The sequence below is a fragment of the Pseudogemmobacter sp. W21_MBD1_M6 genome (genome assembly GCF_052119585.1).
Taxonomy (GTDB): domain Bacteria; phylum Pseudomonadota; class Alphaproteobacteria; order Rhodobacterales; family Rhodobacteraceae; genus JBGQOJ01.
Window position 1 is genome coordinate 1 of sequence record NZ_JBGQOJ010000032.1, and the last position, 16,825, is coordinate 16,825.

At 63.9% G+C, this 16,825-nt stretch carries 23 protein-coding genes and 2 pseudogenes; 14 read left to right on the forward strand and 11 right to left on the reverse strand.

Going from position 1 to position 16,825, the window contains the following annotated elements; genetic code table 11:
* Positions 1–329 precede the first annotated feature (329 nt).
* From ACEN2R_RS18735 to ACEN2R_RS18760, 6 genes are all read right to left on the reverse strand, one after another.
* Positions 330–905, reverse strand: a complete 576-nt coding sequence (locus ACEN2R_RS18735) for a DUF3489 domain-containing protein (RefSeq protein WP_442044213.1) — start codon at positions 903–905, stop codon at positions 330–332.
* Positions 906–983: 78 nt separating this feature from the next.
* A complete protein-coding gene (locus ACEN2R_RS18740; protein ID WP_442044214.1) occupies positions 984–1,331 on the reverse strand; it encodes a hypothetical protein in 348 nt (115 codons plus the stop codon).
* A 118-nt stretch (positions 1,332–1,449) separates the two neighbouring features.
* Positions 1,450–1,578, reverse strand: coding sequence for a hypothetical protein (locus ACEN2R_RS18745; protein WP_442044215.1), 129 nt, complete (start codon positions 1,576–1,578; stop codon positions 1,450–1,452).
* On the reverse strand, positions 1,575–1,880 hold the full coding sequence (locus ACEN2R_RS18750; RefSeq protein WP_442044216.1) for a hypothetical protein: 306 nt from the start codon (positions 1,878–1,880) through the stop codon (positions 1,575–1,577). The genes ACEN2R_RS18745 and ACEN2R_RS18750 overlap by 4 nt, the downstream gene beginning before the upstream one ends.
* A gap of 10 nt (positions 1,881–1,890) precedes the next feature.
* Positions 1,891–2,109, reverse strand: a complete 219-nt coding sequence (locus ACEN2R_RS18755; protein WP_442044217.1) for a hypothetical protein — start codon at positions 2,107–2,109, stop codon at positions 1,891–1,893.
* Positions 2,110–2,121: 12 nt separating this feature from the next.
* A complete protein-coding gene (locus ACEN2R_RS18760; protein WP_442044218.1) occupies positions 2,122–2,340 on the reverse strand; it encodes a DUF6900 domain-containing protein in 219 nt (72 codons plus the stop codon).
* Between the two features lie 142 nt (positions 2,341–2,482).
* On the opposite strand from ACEN2R_RS18760, the gene ACEN2R_RS18765 reads away from it, so the two are divergent.
* The 6 genes and pseudogenes from ACEN2R_RS18765 (at position 2,483) to ACEN2R_RS18790 (ending at position 7,583) form a co-directional block, all read left to right on the forward strand.
* Positions 2,483–3,046: a hypothetical protein gene (locus tag ACEN2R_RS18765; RefSeq protein ID WP_442044219.1), complete on the forward strand. Its 564-nt coding sequence runs from the start codon at positions 2,483–2,485 to the stop codon at positions 3,044–3,046.
* 68 nt (positions 3,047–3,114) lie between these two features.
* Positions 3,115–3,363 carry a type II toxin-antitoxin system Phd/YefM family antitoxin gene (locus ACEN2R_RS18770; RefSeq protein WP_442044220.1) on the forward strand — a complete coding sequence of 83 codons (249 nt, stop codon included), beginning with the start codon at positions 3,115–3,117 and terminating at the stop codon, positions 3,361–3,363.
* Positions 3,363–3,764 carry a type II toxin-antitoxin system VapC family toxin gene (locus ACEN2R_RS18775; RefSeq protein WP_442044221.1) on the forward strand — a complete coding sequence of 134 codons (402 nt, stop codon included), beginning with the start codon at positions 3,363–3,365 and terminating at the stop codon, positions 3,762–3,764. Before ACEN2R_RS18770 ends, ACEN2R_RS18775 begins: the two co-directional genes overlap by 1 nt.
* A 191-nt stretch (positions 3,765–3,955) precedes the next feature.
* Positions 3,956–5,857, forward strand: a pseudogene (locus ACEN2R_RS18780) (phage terminase large subunit family protein).
* An 11-nt stretch (positions 5,858–5,868) separates the two neighbouring features.
* Complete coding sequence (locus tag ACEN2R_RS18785) at positions 5,869–6,078, forward strand: phage head-tail joining protein (RefSeq protein ID WP_442044263.1); 210 nt, start codon at positions 5,869–5,871, stop codon at positions 6,076–6,078.
* Positions 6,078–7,583, forward strand: a complete 1,506-nt coding sequence (locus ACEN2R_RS18790; RefSeq protein WP_442044222.1) for a phage portal protein — start codon at positions 6,078–6,080, stop codon at positions 7,581–7,583. Before ACEN2R_RS18785 ends, ACEN2R_RS18790 begins: the two co-directional genes overlap by 1 nt.
* A gap of 16 nt (positions 7,584–7,599) precedes the next feature.
* Here the strand turns inward: ACEN2R_RS18790 and ACEN2R_RS18795 are convergent, their stop codons facing one another.
* Together ACEN2R_RS18795 and ACEN2R_RS18800 are read right to left on the reverse strand one after the other, a co-directional pair.
* Positions 7,600–7,998 (reverse strand): PIN domain-containing protein, encoded by a 399-nt coding sequence (locus ACEN2R_RS18795; protein ID WP_442044223.1) that lies wholly within the window; start codon positions 7,996–7,998, stop codon positions 7,600–7,602.
* Positions 7,995–8,246: an AbrB/MazE/SpoVT family DNA-binding domain-containing protein gene (locus tag ACEN2R_RS18800; protein WP_442044224.1), complete on the reverse strand. Its 252-nt coding sequence runs from the start codon at positions 8,244–8,246 to the stop codon at positions 7,995–7,997. Before ACEN2R_RS18800 ends, ACEN2R_RS18795 begins: the two co-directional genes overlap by 4 nt.
* Before the next feature lie 79 nt (positions 8,247–8,325).
* Here ACEN2R_RS18800 and ACEN2R_RS18805 point away from each other — a divergent pair, with 79 nt between their 5' ends.
* The 5 genes from ACEN2R_RS18805 (at position 8,326) to ACEN2R_RS18825 (ending at position 12,296) form a co-directional block, all read left to right on the forward strand.
* Entirely contained in the window at positions 8,326–9,744 is a 1,419-nt protein-coding gene (locus ACEN2R_RS18805) for a S49 family peptidase (protein ID WP_442044225.1), read from the forward strand.
* A gap of 99 nt (positions 9,745–9,843) precedes the next feature.
* Positions 9,844–10,224, forward strand: coding sequence for a head decoration protein (locus ACEN2R_RS18810; protein WP_442044226.1), 381 nt, complete (start codon positions 9,844–9,846; stop codon positions 10,222–10,224).
* A 103-nt stretch (positions 10,225–10,327) separates the two neighbouring features.
* A complete protein-coding gene (locus ACEN2R_RS18815) occupies positions 10,328–11,350 on the forward strand; it encodes a major capsid protein (protein ID WP_442044227.1) in 1,023 nt (340 codons plus the stop codon).
* 11 nt (positions 11,351–11,361) lie between these two features.
* On the forward strand, positions 11,362–11,673 hold the full coding sequence (locus ACEN2R_RS18820) for a head-tail joining protein (RefSeq protein ID WP_442044228.1): 312 nt from the start codon (positions 11,362–11,364) through the stop codon (positions 11,671–11,673).
* Positions 11,670–12,296 carry a DUF6441 family protein gene (locus ACEN2R_RS18825; RefSeq protein ID WP_442044229.1) on the forward strand — a complete coding sequence of 209 codons (627 nt, stop codon included), beginning with the start codon at positions 11,670–11,672 and terminating at the stop codon, positions 12,294–12,296. Before ACEN2R_RS18820 ends, ACEN2R_RS18825 begins: the two co-directional genes overlap by 4 nt.
* Before the next feature lie 18 nt (positions 12,297–12,314).
* On the opposite strand, the gene ACEN2R_RS18830 is transcribed toward ACEN2R_RS18825, so the two are convergent.
* A complete protein-coding gene (locus tag ACEN2R_RS18830) occupies positions 12,315–12,860 on the reverse strand; it encodes a GNAT family N-acetyltransferase (RefSeq protein WP_442044230.1) in 546 nt (181 codons plus the stop codon).
* On the reverse strand, positions 12,850–13,158 hold the full coding sequence (locus ACEN2R_RS18835; RefSeq protein WP_442044231.1) for a type II toxin -antitoxin system TacA 1-like antitoxin: 309 nt from the start codon (positions 13,156–13,158) through the stop codon (positions 12,850–12,852). The genes ACEN2R_RS18830 and ACEN2R_RS18835 overlap by 11 nt, the downstream gene beginning before the upstream one ends.
* Before the next feature lie 146 nt (positions 13,159–13,304).
* On the opposite strand from ACEN2R_RS18835, the pseudogene ACEN2R_RS18840 reads away from it, so the two are divergent.
* A pseudogene (locus ACEN2R_RS18840) lies at positions 13,305–13,487 on the forward strand (acyl-CoA transferase); the annotation flags it as partial.
* A 455-nt stretch (positions 13,488–13,942) separates the two neighbouring features.
* On the opposite strand, the gene ACEN2R_RS18845 reads toward ACEN2R_RS18840, so the two are convergent.
* The gene (locus tag ACEN2R_RS18845; protein ID WP_442044232.1) at positions 13,943–14,152 is read right to left on the reverse strand and encodes a hypothetical protein; all 210 of its coding nucleotides are present in this window, start codon (positions 14,150–14,152) and stop codon (positions 13,943–13,945) included.
* 121 nt (positions 14,153–14,273) lie between these two features.
* Here ACEN2R_RS18845 and ACEN2R_RS18850 point away from each other — a divergent pair, with 121 nt between their 5' ends.
* Positions 14,274–14,855: an elements of external origin gene (locus tag ACEN2R_RS18850; protein WP_442044233.1), complete on the forward strand. Its 582-nt coding sequence runs from the start codon at positions 14,274–14,276 to the stop codon at positions 14,853–14,855.
* Between the two features lie 37 nt (positions 14,856–14,892).
* Positions 14,893–16,824 (forward strand): phage terminase large subunit family protein, encoded by a 1,932-nt coding sequence (locus tag ACEN2R_RS18855; protein WP_442044265.1) that lies wholly within the window; start codon positions 14,893–14,895, stop codon positions 16,822–16,824.
* Position 16,825: the final 1 nt, after the last annotated feature.

Here is a 16,825-nt window from a genome sequence, read left to right on the forward strand (position 1 = left end):
ATAAATTAACACATTCAGCGTTGCTGGCTCCATGGGCCAGCAACGCATACATACAAAAAAGACTATTTTTGCGGATCGGTAGCGCTTCGTACCGTCAATACGCGTTCTTGAAGATGCAATCAGTGGCGACGAATTTCGATCCAAAGACGGATATCCGCAATTTGCAGTTTTTGGCTCACCATAGTAACGGACCCTAGCCGCCTAGCAGAAACCCGGTCAGAATGGGCTCCAAGCCTTCATCTGACACTTTTGATCAGCTTTAATCAGGCTTTCTGCCCAAATTCGTTGATGTATCCTCTCCGCAAGTCGATGGGTGGCTCGTCGCGGCATCATGCGATCCGGTAGACGGTCCCTCTGTTCTGAACTTTTTCCGACGTGACTGGCAGGCCCAGCTTTTTCTTCAGGCCACCAGAGATCAGGCCACGAACACTATGAGCTTTCCAACCCGTCACCTCGACGATCTCCGCGATCGACGCTCCCTCGGGTCGCTGCAGCAGTTTGATGATCTGGGCCTGTTTGGTGCCACTGCGGATGGCGACCGGCTTTGACATTGTCGGTGCGGGCGTTGCAGCAAGCGCAGCCTGTGGCCCTTTGTCCCGTTCCAGTTTCGCCTTTCGCAGCTTGGTCAGCGTGGTCGCCACAACGGGCTCAATCCCGATGGCTTCAAGACCGGCTCCGGTCGCGACCAGCGTCATGCCATGTCCATCGCCTGTTTCGCGCCAGAGGGGTTCGCCTTTGCGCAGGTTGGCGTCGACCTCTTCGAGCCAACCGCACTTGATCATCTTGGCGACAGACACTTTGGCGGCAGCGCCATGCAGCCCGTCAGGCAGCGGCATGGCCAGATTGTCGGGACGGGTGGCGGCGCGGCTGAGAATGATGGCCTGTGTGTCGGTGAGTTTGGGCATTGTCGCCTCCTGTCGTGTGATGATGTGCGGGGTCTCGATATCAATGTTGCAGCCGATCATCTCGTCCTCGCTGTCGGCTCAGGAGGCGCTGGCCGCTTCCAGCGTGGCGATTTGGCGGCGCAGAGTTGCCGCTTCCTCGCGGGCGGCGTCGGACCAGAAGGCGGCGCGCGCGTTGCAGGCTGCTGCCAGACGCTCGGCATCTTGGCGGACAAAGCGGTTCACCTTGTGGGCGCGGCCATGGCTCGTGCAGGTGGCGCGGTGTTTCTTGCCCTCGGGCGTCAGCGTGAAGGTCAGCGGCCCGAAGTCGTCGATGACGATCCAGCTGTGCGAGGCGATCGTGGCGCAAGCGCTTGGCGCAAGGCGGGCTTCGATCTCTTCAGCGGTGGCGCGGAAGTCGGCGATCAGGGTGTGGGCAGGGCTGGTCATGGCGGTGGGTCCTTTGAGTGAGTTGCATCGTTTCCGTGCGATGACATTCGCTCCAGCGCTCCGATTGTCGTAGACAATTCATAGCAATATCATGGCTTTATGATCGCCGCAGACTGCCTCACCCGATGCGATCCGGACTGGACAGCGCGGCCTCATGGCGCAGGTCAAAGCCGATGGCACAGTCGCGGCGGCCAAGATCAGAGAGGGTCTCGCCCTCGGGCAAGCCGTTGAGGGATAGATCGGTCATTGGGTGGTCCTCTCGGGGGCGTGGGTTTCGGGATCAAGTTCCACCCATGCTCCGTCTTGCCAGACGTAGAGGTGGCAGAACTGGCACGTCGGACGCGGCAGGATCACCGGGTCACGGGGCGGATCGAAGCAGTCCAGCTCATCCGCCCGGACCTGCCGGATCTCACAGGCGGCGAGAATGTCCTCGGGTGTCCAGCGCGCCAGCGCGGGCAGCATGTGGGAGGGATAGCCGTCGAAGTGGGTGTAAACATGGGGCCATGCCTCGGGCCCGATCTGGATGGCAATCTGCGCGCGGGTGCTCATGGGCCTGCCCTCAGATCAGCTTCATATCAGCCAGCACGGCACTGGCGGCGGCAAGCTCGGTGGTGGGCAATTCGACCTTGAGGTGCGAGAAGAGATCGGAGGCTTCGGCCTTGATCCCCTCCTCGCGCAGCGCGGCCTCGATGGCCTCCGCGACGGCATTCATGCGCGAGCGGTCGAACTGGTCGGGCAGCGTGGCATGGTCGATCCGGATGGTGGTGGTCGCGATCATCATTGTGTCCTTTCAGGGTTGGTTTGTGGTGGCGGTGACTTCAGCGGCGCGGCGTCCGGCTTCAAAGGCCTCTTCGAGCGCATCGCGGATCGCCCAGACCGCAACATCGTGGAAATCGAGCCGGTCCCAGTTGCGGGTCTCCAGCGTCTCAATGCGGAACTGGCGTTGGGCGATCTCCAGCAGCAGGGCATCACGCCGGGCATTCGGGTCAGTGTTCTTGCGGCGCGCCATGGTCAGTCCTCCCGGCGGTGTTCGGGGGTGCGCGATGCACCCGTTGATTGACACCAAGACTCGCTCCGCTGCGCAGTATAATCAACTCAAATAGGACTTCTTTACCGTTTATTTCCAATATGTTGAGGACAACCCAAGCGCCATGGAAGGACTATCGGAGCGCGCCTATGCCACCCGGTCCGGCCTCTCGCGTGGGGCCGTGCAAAAGGCCCGCAAGAATGGCCGCTTGGTGTTGTTTGCCGACGGGTCGATCAATGCCGTGGCCTCGGATGCACGCCGGGGTGCGATGACCGACCCGGATCAGCAGATGCGGTCACGGGGTGGGATTGGCAGCGAGGGCGCAGGAATTGGCAGCACCGGAGTTTCCGGTCCCGGCGACAGCACCTCCTATCTGAAGGCGCGCACCGCCCTGACGGTGTATCAGGCGCAGGAGCGTCAGCTGTCGATCCAGCGCAAGAAGGGCGTGTTGGTTGATCGCGCGCGGGCGGAAACGCTGGTGTTTCGCCTGGCACGGCAAGAGCGCGATGTCTGGGTCACTTGGCCCACACGCGTGGCGGCGCTGATGGCGGCGCAATTATCCGCAGAGATGGAAAAGGCATCCGGTGGCGCGGTGACGATCGAAACTGCGATCCTGCAAAGGGTGCTAGAAACCCATGTCCGAGAGCAGCTCGACGCCCTGGCCGACCTCAGGGTCTCGCTTGAATGATGGAGCTTTGACATGCGTCAATTAAAACACTATATGGCTAGATAGATAGCCAGAAAGTGAGGGTCGCCATGTGGACGTTACAAGACGCTAAAAACAAGTTCAGTACTGTGGTTGACGCAGCACTTGCCGGCACACCGCAAGAGGTCACACGGCGCGGCAAGCCGGCGGTCGTTGTTCTGTCGGCAACGGAATACCATCAGTTATTGAAGCAAGCGCAAAGCAGGCGCGGCTCTTTTACAGATCACCTTCTGTCTTATCCCGGCGGTGACGACAGCGTCGAGCGCGCGCATGCGGCACCGCGTCCGGTGGATTTCTGATGTATGTGCTCGACACGAATGTTCTGTCCGCCTTGCGCCGTCCGGACCGCGCGCCGCAGCTTACACAGTGGCTCCGCTCCAAGCCGGAGGACGCCCTGTTTCTAAGTGTGATTACACTTGGAGAAATTGAACGCGGCATTAATCAACAGCAAAAGAAAAACCCGGAATTTGCGGCCGATCTACGCGGATGGATTGATCGCACAACTTTGCTTTTTGGCGACCGGTTGCTCGACTTCAGCGCCGAAGACGCACGGATCTGGGGGCGTCTATCCGCCCGCCTCGGTCACGCGGGGGCCGATCTGCTGATTGCTGCGACGGCTTTGGCCCACGGCGCGACGATCATAACATTCAACGTCAAGGATTTTGAGCCCACCGGGGTCGACATCGAAAACCCGTTCTAAGCGAGGGTTCCGGCCTCGCGCCCTGACCGCGCCCTGAAATGCCCCGGAATAGCGGTCGGGGAAATGGTATGAACACTTCCAACACCGACCAGGGGACGGCCCCCGTGGTATGCCCTGATCCAGCCATCGACCTGGACCTCGACCTCGCATTCGACGGCGCCGAAGACATCCTGCGGGTCTGGCGGCAGGGGATGCGACCGGACCCGGACCTGACGGTGTCGGAATGGGCGGACAAGCACCGCAAACTGTCGTCGCGGGGTGCCGCCGAGCCCGGACAGTATCGCACGGCGCGCACGCCCTATTTGCGCGAGATCATGGATGCACTGTCGCCCGGACATCCGGCACAGCGGATTTCGTTCATGAAGGCGGCGCAGGTCGGCGCCACGGAAGCCGGCAACAACTGGATCGGCTTTGTCATTCACCATGCGCCGGGGCCGATGCTGGCCGTGCTGCCCACAGTTGAGTTGGCCAAGCGCATGTCACGCGGCCGGATTGATCCGCTGATCGAGGAAAGCACTGTCTTGCGAGAGAAGGTCAGTCCGGCGCGCTCTCGCGATGCCGGGAATTCGATGCTGTCGAAGGAATTCCCCGGCGGCATTCTGGTGCTGACCGGTGCGAACAGCGCGACGGGCCTGCGCTCTATGCCTGCACGCTATGTGTTTCTGGATGAGGTCGATGCCTATCCGGCCTCGGCCGATGAAGAAGGCGATCCGGTCACGCTGGCCGAAGCGCGGACCACCACCTTTGCGCATCGGCGCAAGGTGTTCATGGTCTCGACACCCACGATCCGCGGGCTGAGCCGGATCGAGCGGGAGTTCGAGGCGTCTGATCAGAGGCGGTACTTCGTGCCCTGCCCGCATTGCAGCCATATGCAGTGGCTCGAGTTCGAGCGACTGCGGTGGGCGAAGGGACAGCCGGAGACCGCCGCCTACACTTGCGCGGGCTGCGACAAACCGATCGCCGAGCACCACAAGACCGAAATGCTGGCGCGGGGCGAATGGCGGGCGACGGCTGTGTCGGACAACCCGCATGCCATCGGGTTCCACCTCTCGGCGCTCTATTCGCCGATCGGCTGGAAAAGCTGGGAGCAGATCGCGCGGGACTGGCTCGCGGCGCAAGGCTCGGACGAGATGCTGCGCGCGGCACGCAACACGCTCTTGGGCGAGACCTGGGTTGAAAGCGGCGAGGCCCCGGAATGGCAGCGGCTTGCTGACCGGCGGATTGCCTTCCCTGCACAGATCCCGGCGGGTGGGCTGTTCCTGACCGCAGGCGCAGACGTGCAGAAGGACCGCATCGAGGTCGATGTCTGGGCCTGGGGTCGCGGCCTGCAAAGCTGGCTCGTCGATCACATCGTCATTCCGGGCGGACCAGATGATCCGGCGTGCTGGGATAGGCTGACATCGCTTCTTGGCCAGACTTGGGTGCACGAGCATGGCGCTGTGATGCCGCTTGCCAAACTGGCCATCGATACCGGCTATGAGACCGCCGCCGTCTACGCCTGGGCGCGCAAGCAGGGCATCGCGCAAGTGGCCCCGGTGAAGGGCCTGGAAGGGTTCAACCGGGCAACGCCGGTGTCGGGGCCGACCTTTGTCGACGCGACCGTGAATGGCCGCAAGCTCAAACGCGGCGCGCGCCTCTGGACGGTGGCCACCGCCACCTTCAAGGCCGAGACCTATCGCTTTCTGCGGATTGAGCGGCCCAGTGATGAAGATCGTGCCCTGGGCCTGACTAATCCGGCGGGCATGATCCACCTGCCCGACTGGGCCGACAGCGAATGGCTCAAGCAGCTGGTGGCAGAACAGCTGGTCACGATCCGCAACAAGCGGGGCTAAGCCCGCCAGGAATGGCAAAAGCTGCGCGAACGCAACGAGGCGCTGGATACCCGCGTCTATGCGCGGGCTGCGGCGTGGATCCTCGGCGCGGATCGCTTTGACGACCGGATGTGGCTGCAGCTGGAGAAACAGGCAGGCGTGGAAACCGCCGCGGCAGTGGCACAGCCCGGGACCGACAAACCGGCCGAGCCGCAAGCCGGGCGCATCACTGCCCCGCAGCGGCGCGGCTGGAAGATCAGCACGCCCAGATACATGGAATGAGCAGAACCCCGATGACCCTCGATGATCTCAAATCCCGCCACAGCGCGCTGCTGACCGCGCGCTACAGCGGCACGCGGTCTGTCAGCTATGACGGAAAGACCGTGACCTATGGCACAGACGCGGAACTGGCCGCGGCCATTGGTGATATCGAACGGCGGATTGCGACGTTCGAGCGCGGCGCCGGGCGCATCTTGCGTCCCTATGCCGTGAAGGACCTGTGATGAACTGGCGGCAACGGCTTGGCGCCTTTGTCGGCGGGTTCGACGCGGGCCAGCACCATCGTCGCCTACGCGGGTTCCGCGCGACCCGCGCTCATGTGAATGCGCTGATCGCCGCCTCTGGTCCCGACATCACCGCCCGCGCCCGCTGGCTGGTCCGCAACAATGGATATGCCGTGAACGCGGTGGAAAGCTGGGCCGCCAATACCGTCGGCGACGGGATCAAGCCAATCTCGAAGATCGGTGATGCCGCGCGCAAGGAAGAGTTGCAGCGCCTCTGGCTGGCCTGGACAGACGAGGCCGACGCTGAAGGGCTGACCGATTTCTATGGGCTGCAGCGCCGGGCCGCACGCGAGGTGTTTATCGCGGGCGAGGTGTTCTTCCGGATCCGGATGCGGCGCGCGGGCGACGGGCTGACCGTCCCCTTGCAACTGCAGATGCTGCCGGCCGAGATGTTGCCACTGGAGCAAACAAGCGTTGCGGCGAACGGCAATGCCATCCGCCAGGGCATCGAGTTTGACCGGATCGGGCGGCGCGTCGCTTATCACTTCCTGCGTCGGCATCCGGGCGACAGCACCGATCCGGGGCTTGCGGGCGAGGTCGTCCGCGTGCCCGCCGCCGAGGTGATCCATGTGATTGACCCGGTCGAGGGCGGCCAGCTGCGCGGGGTGTCGAAACTGGCCCCTGCGATCGTGAAGCTGTTCCTGCTCGATCAATATGACGACGCCGAACTCGACCGCAAAAAGGTCGCGGCGATGTATGCGATGTTCGTGACCTCGCCCGCGCCCGAGAACCCGCTTGCACCGGCCGAGGAGGATGAGGGGCCTGCGGGGGTCGAGATCAGCCCGGGCCAGATTGTGCGGCTGGATCCGGGCGAGGATGTGACTGTCGGCCAGCCTGCCGACAGTGGTGGGACTTACGAGCCATTCCAGTATCACACATTGCTGCAGATCTCGGCCGCACTGGGCATCCCCTACCCTTACCTCGCCAACGATATGGTGAAGGGCAACTTCTCGAACTCGCGTCTGGCGCTGATCGAATTCCGCCGCCGGGTCTCAGCCTGGCAGCATGCGGTCATGGTCTACCAGCTTTGCCGACCCGTCTATGCGCGCTGGATGGATGCGGCGGTACTCTCGGGCGCGCTGAACCTGCCTGGCTTCGAGGCCGACCGCTCGCGGCTGCTCACCGCCGACTGGCTCCCCACGAAATGGGACTGGGTCGATCCGCTGAAAGACGCCAATGCAGAAATCGCCTCGATTGAAGCCGGGCTCAAGTCCCGCACCCAGGCCATCGCCGAGCGCGGCTATGACGCCGAGCAGGTCGACCGCGAGATCGCCGCGGAACGCGCCCGCGAGCGCGAACTGGGGCTGGATTTCCGCCGTCCTGGTTCACCAGCGCAGGGCGTGAATGCAGTGCCGGGTGATGCAGACGCCGGCCCAGCACCCGACGACGCGACAGAGACCGCTGACGATGATGATGACACCCCGAACGACAGGGAGGCGGGATAGCGAGGAAGAATAAGCGTCAGGCCGTGAGCAGACGCACCCCCGGACGCTGTGCGGCCTTACGGTCGAAGGTCAGCAGTTCGGTGGCACCGACACGACGGGCGGTTGCCGCGATCATCAGATCGGCAAAGCCAAAACCGTTCGTGCGGTAGAGCTCCAGCGCCGGGCCTATGTCGTCGGCGGCCTCAACCAGAAGTTCGGTCGCCGACAGCAGGCCGTCAATCGCTGCGGCAATCTCGGAACGCGCGTAGCCATAGGCCCGCTCGAGCACCCAGACGAGTTCGATCAGCACCTCACGACCGACAAATCCCGGATCTGCATCGGTCAGCCGATCAACAACATCGCCTGCGATCCGCGCCTGCTCGGGATCGTCCTGCACCAGAAAGCGCACCAGCACATTGGTATCGAGGGCGATCACCTCTCGGCCCCTGCGCTTTGCGCAGCACCTTCGGCGATGGCGTCATCCATCGCCTCCAGTGAAACCGCCTTGCGTCCGGGCCGAGCAAGCATGCCCTGCAGTTCCTTCACCGACCGCGCCTTCAGGATCCGGACTTCACCCTCAAGAATGATGTAGCGCACCCGATCACCGCTCGCGAGGCCGAGGGCCGCCCGCACGTCTCTGGGCAGGGTGGTCTGACCTTTGACCGTCACTGTCGATTCCTGCATCGGCTTTCTCCTTACATATAACCAAATTTCCTTACCACACAAGCATCTGAAATGCAAAACCAAGAAAAGGCACGAAGCCATGCTCCACGCCCGCATTGCCGCGCGCGCCTTCAACACGCCGCTGCTGGTCGAACCCTCGAAAGCCATGGCGTTCCTCTCGGGGCTGGGGCCGCGCATCCTCGGGCGTCAGGTCGAGCTGGCGGGCAGTGATGCAAGCGATGCGCCGGGCACCACCACCCTGCCCGCCCGGGCCAGCATCCTCGCCGGTGGCCTGACCGACAGTTTGGGCCAGCGTGGCGATGTTCCCTATCCGCTGGTGGACGGCATTGCAGTGATCGAGATCTCCGGCGTGCTCATTCATCGCGGCGGCTGGATCGGTCAGTCCTCCGGCCAGACCAGCTATGAGGGCATTGCCGCGCAGATCGAGGCGGCGGCCAATGATCCTGCTGTGCGCGGGATTGCACTCGAAATTGACAGCTTTGGCGGTGAGGTTGCCGGCGTGTTTGATCTGGCAGATCGCATTCGGGCTATCCGCGCGACGAAACTGGTCTGGGCCTTTGTCGCCGAGCACGCTTTCTCGGCGGGCTATGCGCTGGCCTCTCAGGCGACCCGCATCCTGCTGCCACGCACTGGCGCTGTGGGCAGCATCGGTGTGGTCGTGATGCACGCCGATCTCAGCGGCCAGCTTGAGCAGGACGGCGTGTCCGTGACGTTGGTCCACTCCGGTCAACACAAGGTTGATGGCAATCCCTATGCGCCCTTGCCCGAGGCTGTGCGCGACGACATCCAGCGCGAGATCGATGTGCTGCGATTTCTCTTTGCCGAGACAGTGGCCGCCGGGCGTGGCGGGCGGTTGAGCGCGCAGGCCGCCATGGCGACCGAGGCCGCAACCTATCGCGGGGCCGATGCCGTCAACGCGGGTCTCGCAGACGCGGTCACCGATCTGGCTGGTGGCTTTGCGGCCTTCCGGCAGATGCTGGCCAGTGCCCCGGTCCTTTCACCAGTGCGCACGCGGCGCGCATCCCCTTCCGAACCCAGACAGGAGGCAATCATGGCCACCCATAACGACCCAGAAAACAGCATTCAGGACGATAGCGATCCGGCAACTGATCCACAGGATGACGCACCTGATGCGCTTGAGGATCAGGCGCCGGCTTCGGTTTCCATTCCCGCCGCGGTATCTGCAACGCCAGTCCCGGTTGCCGCAGCGCCCGGAAATCTGGCCGAACTCCCGGCGCAGCTGCGCGAGGCCGCGGCAGAAATCGCCGAGATCGCCGCACAGGCGGGTCGCCTCGGCATCACGATCGACGCCGCCAAAGCGCTGCGCGAGGGCACCGCGCCCGAGGCTCTGCGCCGGTTGGTTCTGGAGCGCGTCAGCGCAGCCGCGGATGCGCGCGATATCATTGCCGCCCCACCTTCACCCGTTCTGCCCAAATCCGCAGAAAGCCCGATCATCGCTGCCGCCAAACGGGCTGCCTCGGCGGGTGCAAAGGGCTGAGCCTGTTTGGCAGCCCCGATCATTCCGCCCACCTGATCCACCGTCGCACTGTTCCGGCGGGGGATTTCTTTTGCCTCACTTCCCGCAAGGATCCCCATCATGACCGTTCTGACCCAACCGCCCGGCATGGGCGATGTCCTCAAATACGAGGTCAACCCGAACTACACCCGCGAGACCGTCACGCTGCTGGCCGGTGCCAGCTACCCGGTGGGGGCGGTCCTTGGTCGCATCACCACCAGTGGCAAATACAAGCTCGCCACCGCCGCCGGCACCGATGGCGCGCAAACGGCCGCCGCCGTTCTGCTCTATCCGGTCGATGCCACGGCGGCGGATGTCACAGGCGTGGCTCTGGCCCGCGGCCCCGCCCTCCTCTCTAAATCCGCCCTCGTCTTTGACGTTACCGTCGATGATGCGGTCAAAACCGCCGCAAAGCACAGCCAGCTTACCGGCCTCGGGATCATCCCGCGCGACACCGCCTGATCCGGACTGCAGCCGTTCTTTGTCCGACCGGGCCTCTTGATCGGGCCCTGTGTTGCTGCCACCCACCCTTCCCTTCTCGTCCCTTTCCCCCCGGAGTTCCTCCATGACCCTCATCCGCAATCCCTTTGACGCGGGCGGCTATTCGCTCGCCGAGATGACGCAGGCCATCAACATCCTGCCCGACCTCTACACCCGCCTCGGCCAGATCGGCCTGTTCCGCTTCGAAGGCGTGACCCAGCGCAGCATCGTCATCGAGCAGCGCCAGGGCGTGCTCAGCCTGTTGCCCTCGGTTCCGCTCGGGGCGCCGGCCACGGTCGGCACGCGCGAGGCCCGCGCGATGCGCTCCTTTGCCCTGCCCTGGATCCCGCATGACGATGTGATCCTGCCCGCCGATATCCAAGGCATGCCCGCGCTGGGGCTCTCGGATGCCGCCGATCCGCTGGTCGAGGTAATGAACCGCAAGCTGACGCTGATGCGCCGCAAGCATGCCCAGACCCGCGAATACATGGAGATGAACGCGCTGCGCGGCATCGTGAAGGACGGGGCCGGCACCACGCTCTACAACTACTTCACCGAATTCGGGCTCGAGCAGATCTCGGTCGACTTCGTCTTCGGCACCGCAGGCACCAATGTTCAGGGCAAGGTCCGGAGCGTTCTGCGGGCGATGGAGGACAATCTGCTGGGCGAGACCATGACCACCGCCCATGCGCTGGTCAGTTCCGAGTTCTTCGACAAGCTGATCAGCCACCCCAAGACCGAAGAGGCCTACAAGTTCTTCTCCGCCACCGGCGGCCAGCCCCTGCGCGAGGACATGCGCCGCGCCTTCCCCTTCGCGGGTATGCTGTTCGAGGAATACAACGGCTCGGTCACCCTCGCGAACGGCACCTCCGAGCGGCTGATCCCCGCAGGCGAAGGCATCGCCTTCCCGATTGGCACCTTCGATACCTTCACCACCTATGGCGGCCCTGCCAATCTGCTGGAGACCGCCAATACCATCGGTCTGGCGCTTTATGCCCGCCAGATGATGGACGCCAAGGGCCGCCGGATCGATCTGATGACCGAGGCCTCGATCCTGCCGGTCAACAAGCGGCCGCGCATGGCGATCCGCCTGCATAGTGCCACCTGAGGCGGGCGCGGATGACCGCCTTTGCCGCAGCCATGGCTCTGCTCTTTGCTGACCCGAACCTTGCCACCGAGGCCTGGCACCGCGACAGCGAGGGGCAGTTCACCCGGATTACAGTGATGTCCCGGCGGGCTGATGCGGTCACCCATTTTGGCGATGCGCGTCTTTGGTCAGAATCCGTCAAGGTCGATGTGCGGGTCAGCCAGCTGCCCGACCCCCGCCCCGATGAACAGATCCTGATCGGGGACGAGACCTTCCTGATCCAGGGCGCGCCGGTCCGCGATCGCGACCGGCTGATCTGGACCATTGATCTGGCACCCGCATGAGGCTGAACCTCGACATTGATCCCGACCTCGTGGCGATGATGGCGGCCGAGATCAAGGCCGCAGAGCGCGCTGTCTCGACCGCCATGCGCGTGGCCGCGACCGGTCTCAAGACCGACTGGCGCGGTCAGATCACTGGCGCGGGGCTGGGACGACGGCTGGCCAACAGCATCAGGAGCCAGACCTATCCCAAGGCGGGTGACAGTCTGAGCGCCGCAGCGCTGGTCTGGTCGAATGCCCCCGTGATCGTCGACGCCCATGACACCGGCCCGCTGATCCGCTCGAAGGATGGCTTTTGGCTGGCAATCCCGACGGCGGCCGCCGGCCGCAGCCTGCGGGGTGGCCGCATCACCCCCGGCGAATGGGAGCGGCGCCGTGGGATGCGCTTGCGCTTCATTTACCGCCGGCGGGGGCCGAGCCTTCTGGTGGCCGAGGGGCGGCTGAATGCCCGCGGCCTCGGCGTCGCGTCGCGATCAAAGACCGGGCGCGGTGTCACGACCGTGCCGATCTTTCTCCTGGTGCCACAGGTCAAGCTGCGCAAGCGGCTCGATCTGGCGCGCGATGCCGCACGCGCACAGGCCGCCGTGCCGGGGTTGATTGTGGCGCACTGGGTGGACGGGCGGTGAGACTCAACGGATATCGGTTCAGATCAGTGTCGCCCTGACGTCCGCCATCGGGATGTAAACGCGATGCGGATTATCCGGGTCACCCAAAGGCTGAAACCCCAGGTTCGCGTAGAAGTTCCAGCGTCGGTCAAAATACGCGTCTTCGAGGACATCCAGAACGATCGCGGCAGCCCCCATCTGGTCGGAGATGTCGAGGCATCGCTTCATTGCGTCGATCACAAGGGCCGTGCCGAGCCCATTGCCCTGCATATCCTTGCGCACAGCCACCGCACGGATGTAGATCACCGGAATATCGGGAATGCGGGTACGCTGCCACTTTTTCGGTCCAAACTCGGCGCGGACCGCCAATGCACCGAGTGTGTAGAAGCCAAGAACAGCGCGCTCGTTCTCCTCAACAGCCATCCAGGCGGCGACAAGTCCATCTCTGGTGTGATCCGAAAGGGACGACTTCAGAAAGGTATCAATTGGCCCGAAACCGCAAGAAAAGGCGCTGCGGTCATGCAGCGCCTTATCGAATTTGGCGATTATGAGTGCCGTTACCTCTGTCGCAGTCTCAGCGGGCATCCTTCAGAAGGCCTTTCGACGCTTGCGCCGCCTGTGCCAGACCGGGAACGATCTTGCCCTGGGTCTTTACGGCGGCCTTGAATGCGTCGAACGCCTCGATGGGCAGAATGGAAAGAGACATACGCTGCTCTACCTCTTGCGCGCGCAAAAGAGCCGCCTGACGGATGAAGTCAGCTTCCTGCAAGCCGGTGGCGGCAGCCGCAGCCTTGATCCGCTCTTCATCCGCGCGATGCATCCGCACTTCCTTGCGCGCCTCCATCTTACCCGGCGTGGGGGGCACAGTTCCAATGGTAAACATTGTAAATCTCCTTTTACAGAATTCGTACGGTATAAAGCCGTACACGTCAATGACGATCATCGGCATGTTGGGGCCGTTTGTTCCGTGCGTAACGGCCATCAAGATGATGGTCATCGACAATCAACGCTGCAAAGGCTCGCACAGCTATGACCACCCCCCGCGAAACCATCATCACCGCGCTGCAGGCGCGGCTGCACAGCATTCCTTATGTGACCGTCCTGCATGGCGGGGTGCTGCCGGAACGCGTGCCGGCCGCTGGCCTGCTGGTCCTGCGCGACGGGGATCCTGGAGCGCCCGGCGTGACGCTGTCGCCGCTGATGTACCATTATGGTGGTTCGTACACCGGGGCAGCGCCCGCAAGCGGTGGCTCTGGCGGCGGCGGCTCTCTCTACCAGTATTCCGCCGGTAGCTTTGGCGCGGGGATCGCCGGACAGGGCAATAACGGGTCAATCGGGGCAAACAACTCGGGCGGCGGCGGTGGAGGCGGCGCAACTGTCGCGGGCGGTGCCAGCTCTGCCGGTCGAGGCGGCACGGGGGGCGCCGGGTTTACCTCGGACATCTCCGGCACCCCCCAGGTCTATGGGTCCGGCGGTGGTGGCGCGTCCTACACCTCCACACTCCCCGGCCTTGCGGGGGACAACGCGGGCACCGGCGGCTACAGTCCTGCGGGCGCTGCAACAAGTGGCGTCGACGGGTTCGGTGGTGGCGGTGGCGGACAGCGCAACGACGATGATTCCGGGTCCGGTGGCAGTGGCGTGGTCATTGCCCGCTACCCCGGTTCCCTTCAGGCGTTGGTGATGTGGGCGGAATGCCCAAGGGTGGTGACCGCGTAGATCATGGTGCGGCCGTCGCCGATCGCTGCGCCAAAGGCCTGCGCCTCCGGCAGGGTCGCGAATTGCTCCCGCGTGCGGGTGGCAGGCGTGCGGCCCCGGGCGGCGACAAAGTGGGCGGCGTTCTTGAGGCAGAATTCTTCGTGGGTTGTCAGGGGTTTCATGGCGATCTCCGTTGCGTTGCGATGGCTGCAGACAGCGGTTGATTCCAAAAGAGAGCAACTCCTAAGTCACTGAATAAATGAGGTTTCAATCAGAATGGGAGTGTCCCGGAGAAGCTATGCAATGCGGCGCGGCGTCTCCGAGGCGGCAGTGCGCAAGGCAATTGCCACCGGGCGGATCACGACCCTGCCGGACGGAACAATTGACCCCGATCGCGCGGATGCTGAATGGGGCGCACAAACCGATCCGGCGAAACAGCGCGGCCAACATGCCCGCCAGATGGGCGCGGAAACAGCCGCAGGCACGGCGCGGGCGGCAGCGACCAAGCCGGTGTCGCAGGCTGCTCTCAAGGCGGTTGCAGATACACTACGCGATGCAGGGACTGATCCGGGCAGTCCGGACGCCACCGGAGGCGAGGTATCGTTCCTGCGCGCCCGGATGGCCAACGAGGTTCTGAAGGCCCAGACGGCCAAGGTCCGGCTGGAAAAGATGAAGGCCGAGGTGATCGACCGGGCCCGGGCCACCGCGATGGTGTTCGATCTCGCCCGGCGCGAACGCGATGCCTGGCTGAACTGGCCGCCGCGGGTGGCGGCGAACATGGCGGCAGAACTGGGCGTGGATGCACATCGGATGGAGCAAGTCTTGGACACATATCTGCGCGCCCATCTGGCGGAAATGGCGGAGGTCAAGATTGAACTCCGCTGAAAGTTTTGACGGGGCCGAGGAGGTCCGGCGTGCTTGGATGGCCGGTCTTGCGCCCGATCCATCGCTGACGGTGTCGCAATGGGCCGACCGGCACAGGGTCTTGTCATCGCGGGCGGCGTCGGAGGCCGGGCCCTATCGGACAGCGCGGACGCCTTACATGAAAGCCGTGATGGATGCGCTGTCGCCCCGGCACCCAGCGCAGCGCGTGGTGTTCATGAAAGCCGCGCAGGTTGGGGCGACCGAGGCCGGGAACAACTGGATCGGCTTTTGCATGCACCGAGCGCCGGGCCCGTTTCTGGCGGTGCAGCCGACCGTGGATCTGGCAAAGCGTCTGTCGCAGCAGCGGATCGACCCCCTGATCGAGGAAAGCCCCGATCTGCGCGCGCTGGTCTTGCCTTCCCGCTCACGGGATGCCGGGAATACGATCCTCGGCAAGCGGTTTCCCGGTGGTCAGTTGATCCTGACCGGGGCCAACAGCGCCGTCGGGCTCCGATCGATGCCCGCGCGCTGGGTGTTTCTGGACGAGGTCGATGCCTATCCGGGTGATGTCGACGGCGAAGGCTACCCGATCGCTCTGGCCGAGGCTCGGACCATCAGTTTCGGCCATCGCAGCAAAGTGTTTCTGGCCTCGACGCCGACCCTGAAGGGCCTGAGCCGGATTGAGCGGGAGTGGGAATTGTCTGACCAGCAGCGCTATCACGTGCCCTGTCCGCATTGCGGCGGGCTGCAATGGTTGCAATTCGAACGGCTGCGTTGGGAGCAGGGCAAGGCGGAGACAGTGCAATATCTCTGCGAGCATTGCGACGCCCCGATCGCCGAGCGGCACAAGACGTGGATGATGGCGGAAGAGAATGGCGCGGGCTGGCAGGCGACCGCTGCGCCCGAGGTGCAGGCCGCGGCCAAAGCCGCCGGGGTTGTTGGATATCACATTTCTGGCCTCTATTCGCCACTGGGCTGGTTGTCATGGGAAGAAATCGCACGCGGTTGGGAAGGCGCGCTGGGCAATGATGCAGCGCTCAAAACCCTAAAGAATACGATCCTCGGCGAGACATGGCAGGAACGCGGCGAGGCCCCGGATTGGCAGCGGCTATATGAGCGGCGGGCGGATTGGCAACTTGGGATGGCGCCTGACGGCGTATTGCTTCTGACCGCTGGGGCCGATGTGCAGCGCGACCGGATCGAGATCGATATCTGGGGTTGGGGGCGCAATCTGCGCTCCTGGCTGGTCGATCATGTGGTTTTGGAAGGTGACACGGCGCGGCCAGAGGTTTGGGCGCAGCTGTCCGAGTTTCTGAGTCAAACATGGGAACACGCCTCGGGCTGCCGGATGGCGCTGGCGCGGATGGCAATCGACTCTGGCGATGGTGTCACAACCGACGCCGTCTATTCGTGGGTGCGGGCTGCCGGGCGCGGACAGGTGATCGCGATCAAGGGTGTTGCGGGGTTTGACCGAACCACGCCGGTCGATGGCCCCACTTATGTCGAAGTGACCGAGGCCGGGCGCAAACTGCGGCGCGGGGTGCAGCTTTGGAAGGTCGCGGGCGCGGTGTTCAAGTCCGAGACCTACCGGTTCCTGCGCCTGATCGCCCCGACGGATGAGGAACTGGCCGAGGGTGGGGATTGGCCGCACGGCTTTATGCACATCCCGAAAGGCACCACGGCGGAATGGCTGAAGCAGCTGACCGCCGAGCAGCTGATGACGATTAAGACCAGACAAGGGTTCCAGCGGCTGGAATGGCAGCAGACCCGTGAACGCAACGAGGCACTGGATTGCCGGGTATATGCCCGGGCCGCCGCCTGGCTATTGGGGATCGATCGCTGGGACAATCTGCGCTGGGAGCAGTTGGAAGCCCAAATGACCACCGGAACGGTTGAAGCGCTGCCAGCGGGCCAGCCAAATAGACCCGCGCCCGCAACACAGACAAAACGCCCCGCCCCTTGGATGGGCCCGAGAAAGAAATGGTTCTGAG

What these genes read in the sequence shown, in the direction of transcription:
- ACEN2R_RS18735 (WP_442044213.1), bottom strand. Translation starts at nt 905, where the DNA reads ATGCCCAAACTCACCGACACACAGGCCATCATTCTCAGCCGCGCCGCC.
- ACEN2R_RS18740 (WP_442044214.1), bottom strand. Translation starts at nt 1,331, where the DNA reads ATGACCAGCCCTGCCCACACCCTGATCGCCGACTTCCGCGCCACCGCT.
- ACEN2R_RS18745 (WP_442044215.1), bottom strand. Translation starts at nt 1,578, where the DNA reads ATGACCGATCTATCCCTCAACGGCTTGCCCGAGGGCGAGACCCTCTCT.
- ACEN2R_RS18750 (WP_442044216.1), bottom strand. Translation starts at nt 1,880, where the DNA reads ATGAGCACCCGCGCGCAGATTGCCATCCAGATCGGGCCCGAGGCATGG.
- ACEN2R_RS18755 (WP_442044217.1), bottom strand. Translation starts at nt 2,109, where the DNA reads ATGATCGCGACCACCACCATCCGGATCGACCATGCCACGCTGCCCGAC.
- ACEN2R_RS18760 (WP_442044218.1), bottom strand. Translation starts at nt 2,340, where the DNA reads ATGGCGCGCCGCAAGAACACTGACCCGAATGCCCGGCGTGATGCCCTG.
- ACEN2R_RS18765 (WP_442044219.1), top strand. Translation starts at nt 2,483, where the DNA reads ATGGAAGGACTATCGGAGCGCGCCTATGCCACCCGGTCCGGCCTCTCG.
- ACEN2R_RS18770 (WP_442044220.1), top strand. Translation starts at nt 3,115, where the DNA reads ATGTGGACGTTACAAGACGCTAAAAACAAGTTCAGTACTGTGGTTGAC.
- ACEN2R_RS18775 (WP_442044221.1), top strand. Translation starts at nt 3,363, where the DNA reads ATGTATGTGCTCGACACGAATGTTCTGTCCGCCTTGCGCCGTCCGGAC.
- ACEN2R_RS18785 (WP_442044263.1), top strand. Translation starts at nt 5,869, where the DNA reads ATGACCCTCGATGATCTCAAATCCCGCCACAGCGCGCTGCTGACCGCG.
- ACEN2R_RS18790 (WP_442044222.1), top strand. Translation starts at nt 6,078, where the DNA reads ATGAACTGGCGGCAACGGCTTGGCGCCTTTGTCGGCGGGTTCGACGCG.
- ACEN2R_RS18800 (WP_442044224.1), bottom strand. Translation starts at nt 8,246, where the DNA reads ATGCAGGAATCGACAGTGACGGTCAAAGGTCAGACCACCCTGCCCAGA.
- ACEN2R_RS18805 (WP_442044225.1), top strand. Translation starts at nt 8,326, where the DNA reads ATGCTCCACGCCCGCATTGCCGCGCGCGCCTTCAACACGCCGCTGCTG.
- ACEN2R_RS18810 (WP_442044226.1), top strand. Translation starts at nt 9,844, where the DNA reads ATGACCGTTCTGACCCAACCGCCCGGCATGGGCGATGTCCTCAAATAC.
- ACEN2R_RS18815 (WP_442044227.1), top strand. Translation starts at nt 10,328, where the DNA reads ATGACCCTCATCCGCAATCCCTTTGACGCGGGCGGCTATTCGCTCGCC.
- ACEN2R_RS18820 (WP_442044228.1), top strand. Translation starts at nt 11,362, where the DNA reads ATGACCGCCTTTGCCGCAGCCATGGCTCTGCTCTTTGCTGACCCGAAC.
- ACEN2R_RS18825 (WP_442044229.1), top strand. Translation starts at nt 11,670, where the DNA reads ATGAGGCTGAACCTCGACATTGATCCCGACCTCGTGGCGATGATGGCG.
- ACEN2R_RS18830 (WP_442044230.1), bottom strand. Translation starts at nt 12,860, where the DNA reads ATGCCCGCTGAGACTGCGACAGAGGTAACGGCACTCATAATCGCCAAA.
- ACEN2R_RS18835 (WP_442044231.1), bottom strand. Translation starts at nt 13,158, where the DNA reads ATGTTTACCATTGGAACTGTGCCCCCCACGCCGGGTAAGATGGAGGCG.
- ACEN2R_RS18845 (WP_442044232.1), bottom strand. Translation starts at nt 14,152, where the DNA reads ATGAAACCCCTGACAACCCACGAAGAATTCTGCCTCAAGAACGCCGCC.
- ACEN2R_RS18850 (WP_442044233.1), top strand. Translation starts at nt 14,274, where the DNA reads ATGCGGCGCGGCGTCTCCGAGGCGGCAGTGCGCAAGGCAATTGCCACC.
- ACEN2R_RS18855 (WP_442044265.1), top strand. Translation starts at nt 14,893, where the DNA reads ATGGCCGGTCTTGCGCCCGATCCATCGCTGACGGTGTCGCAATGGGCC.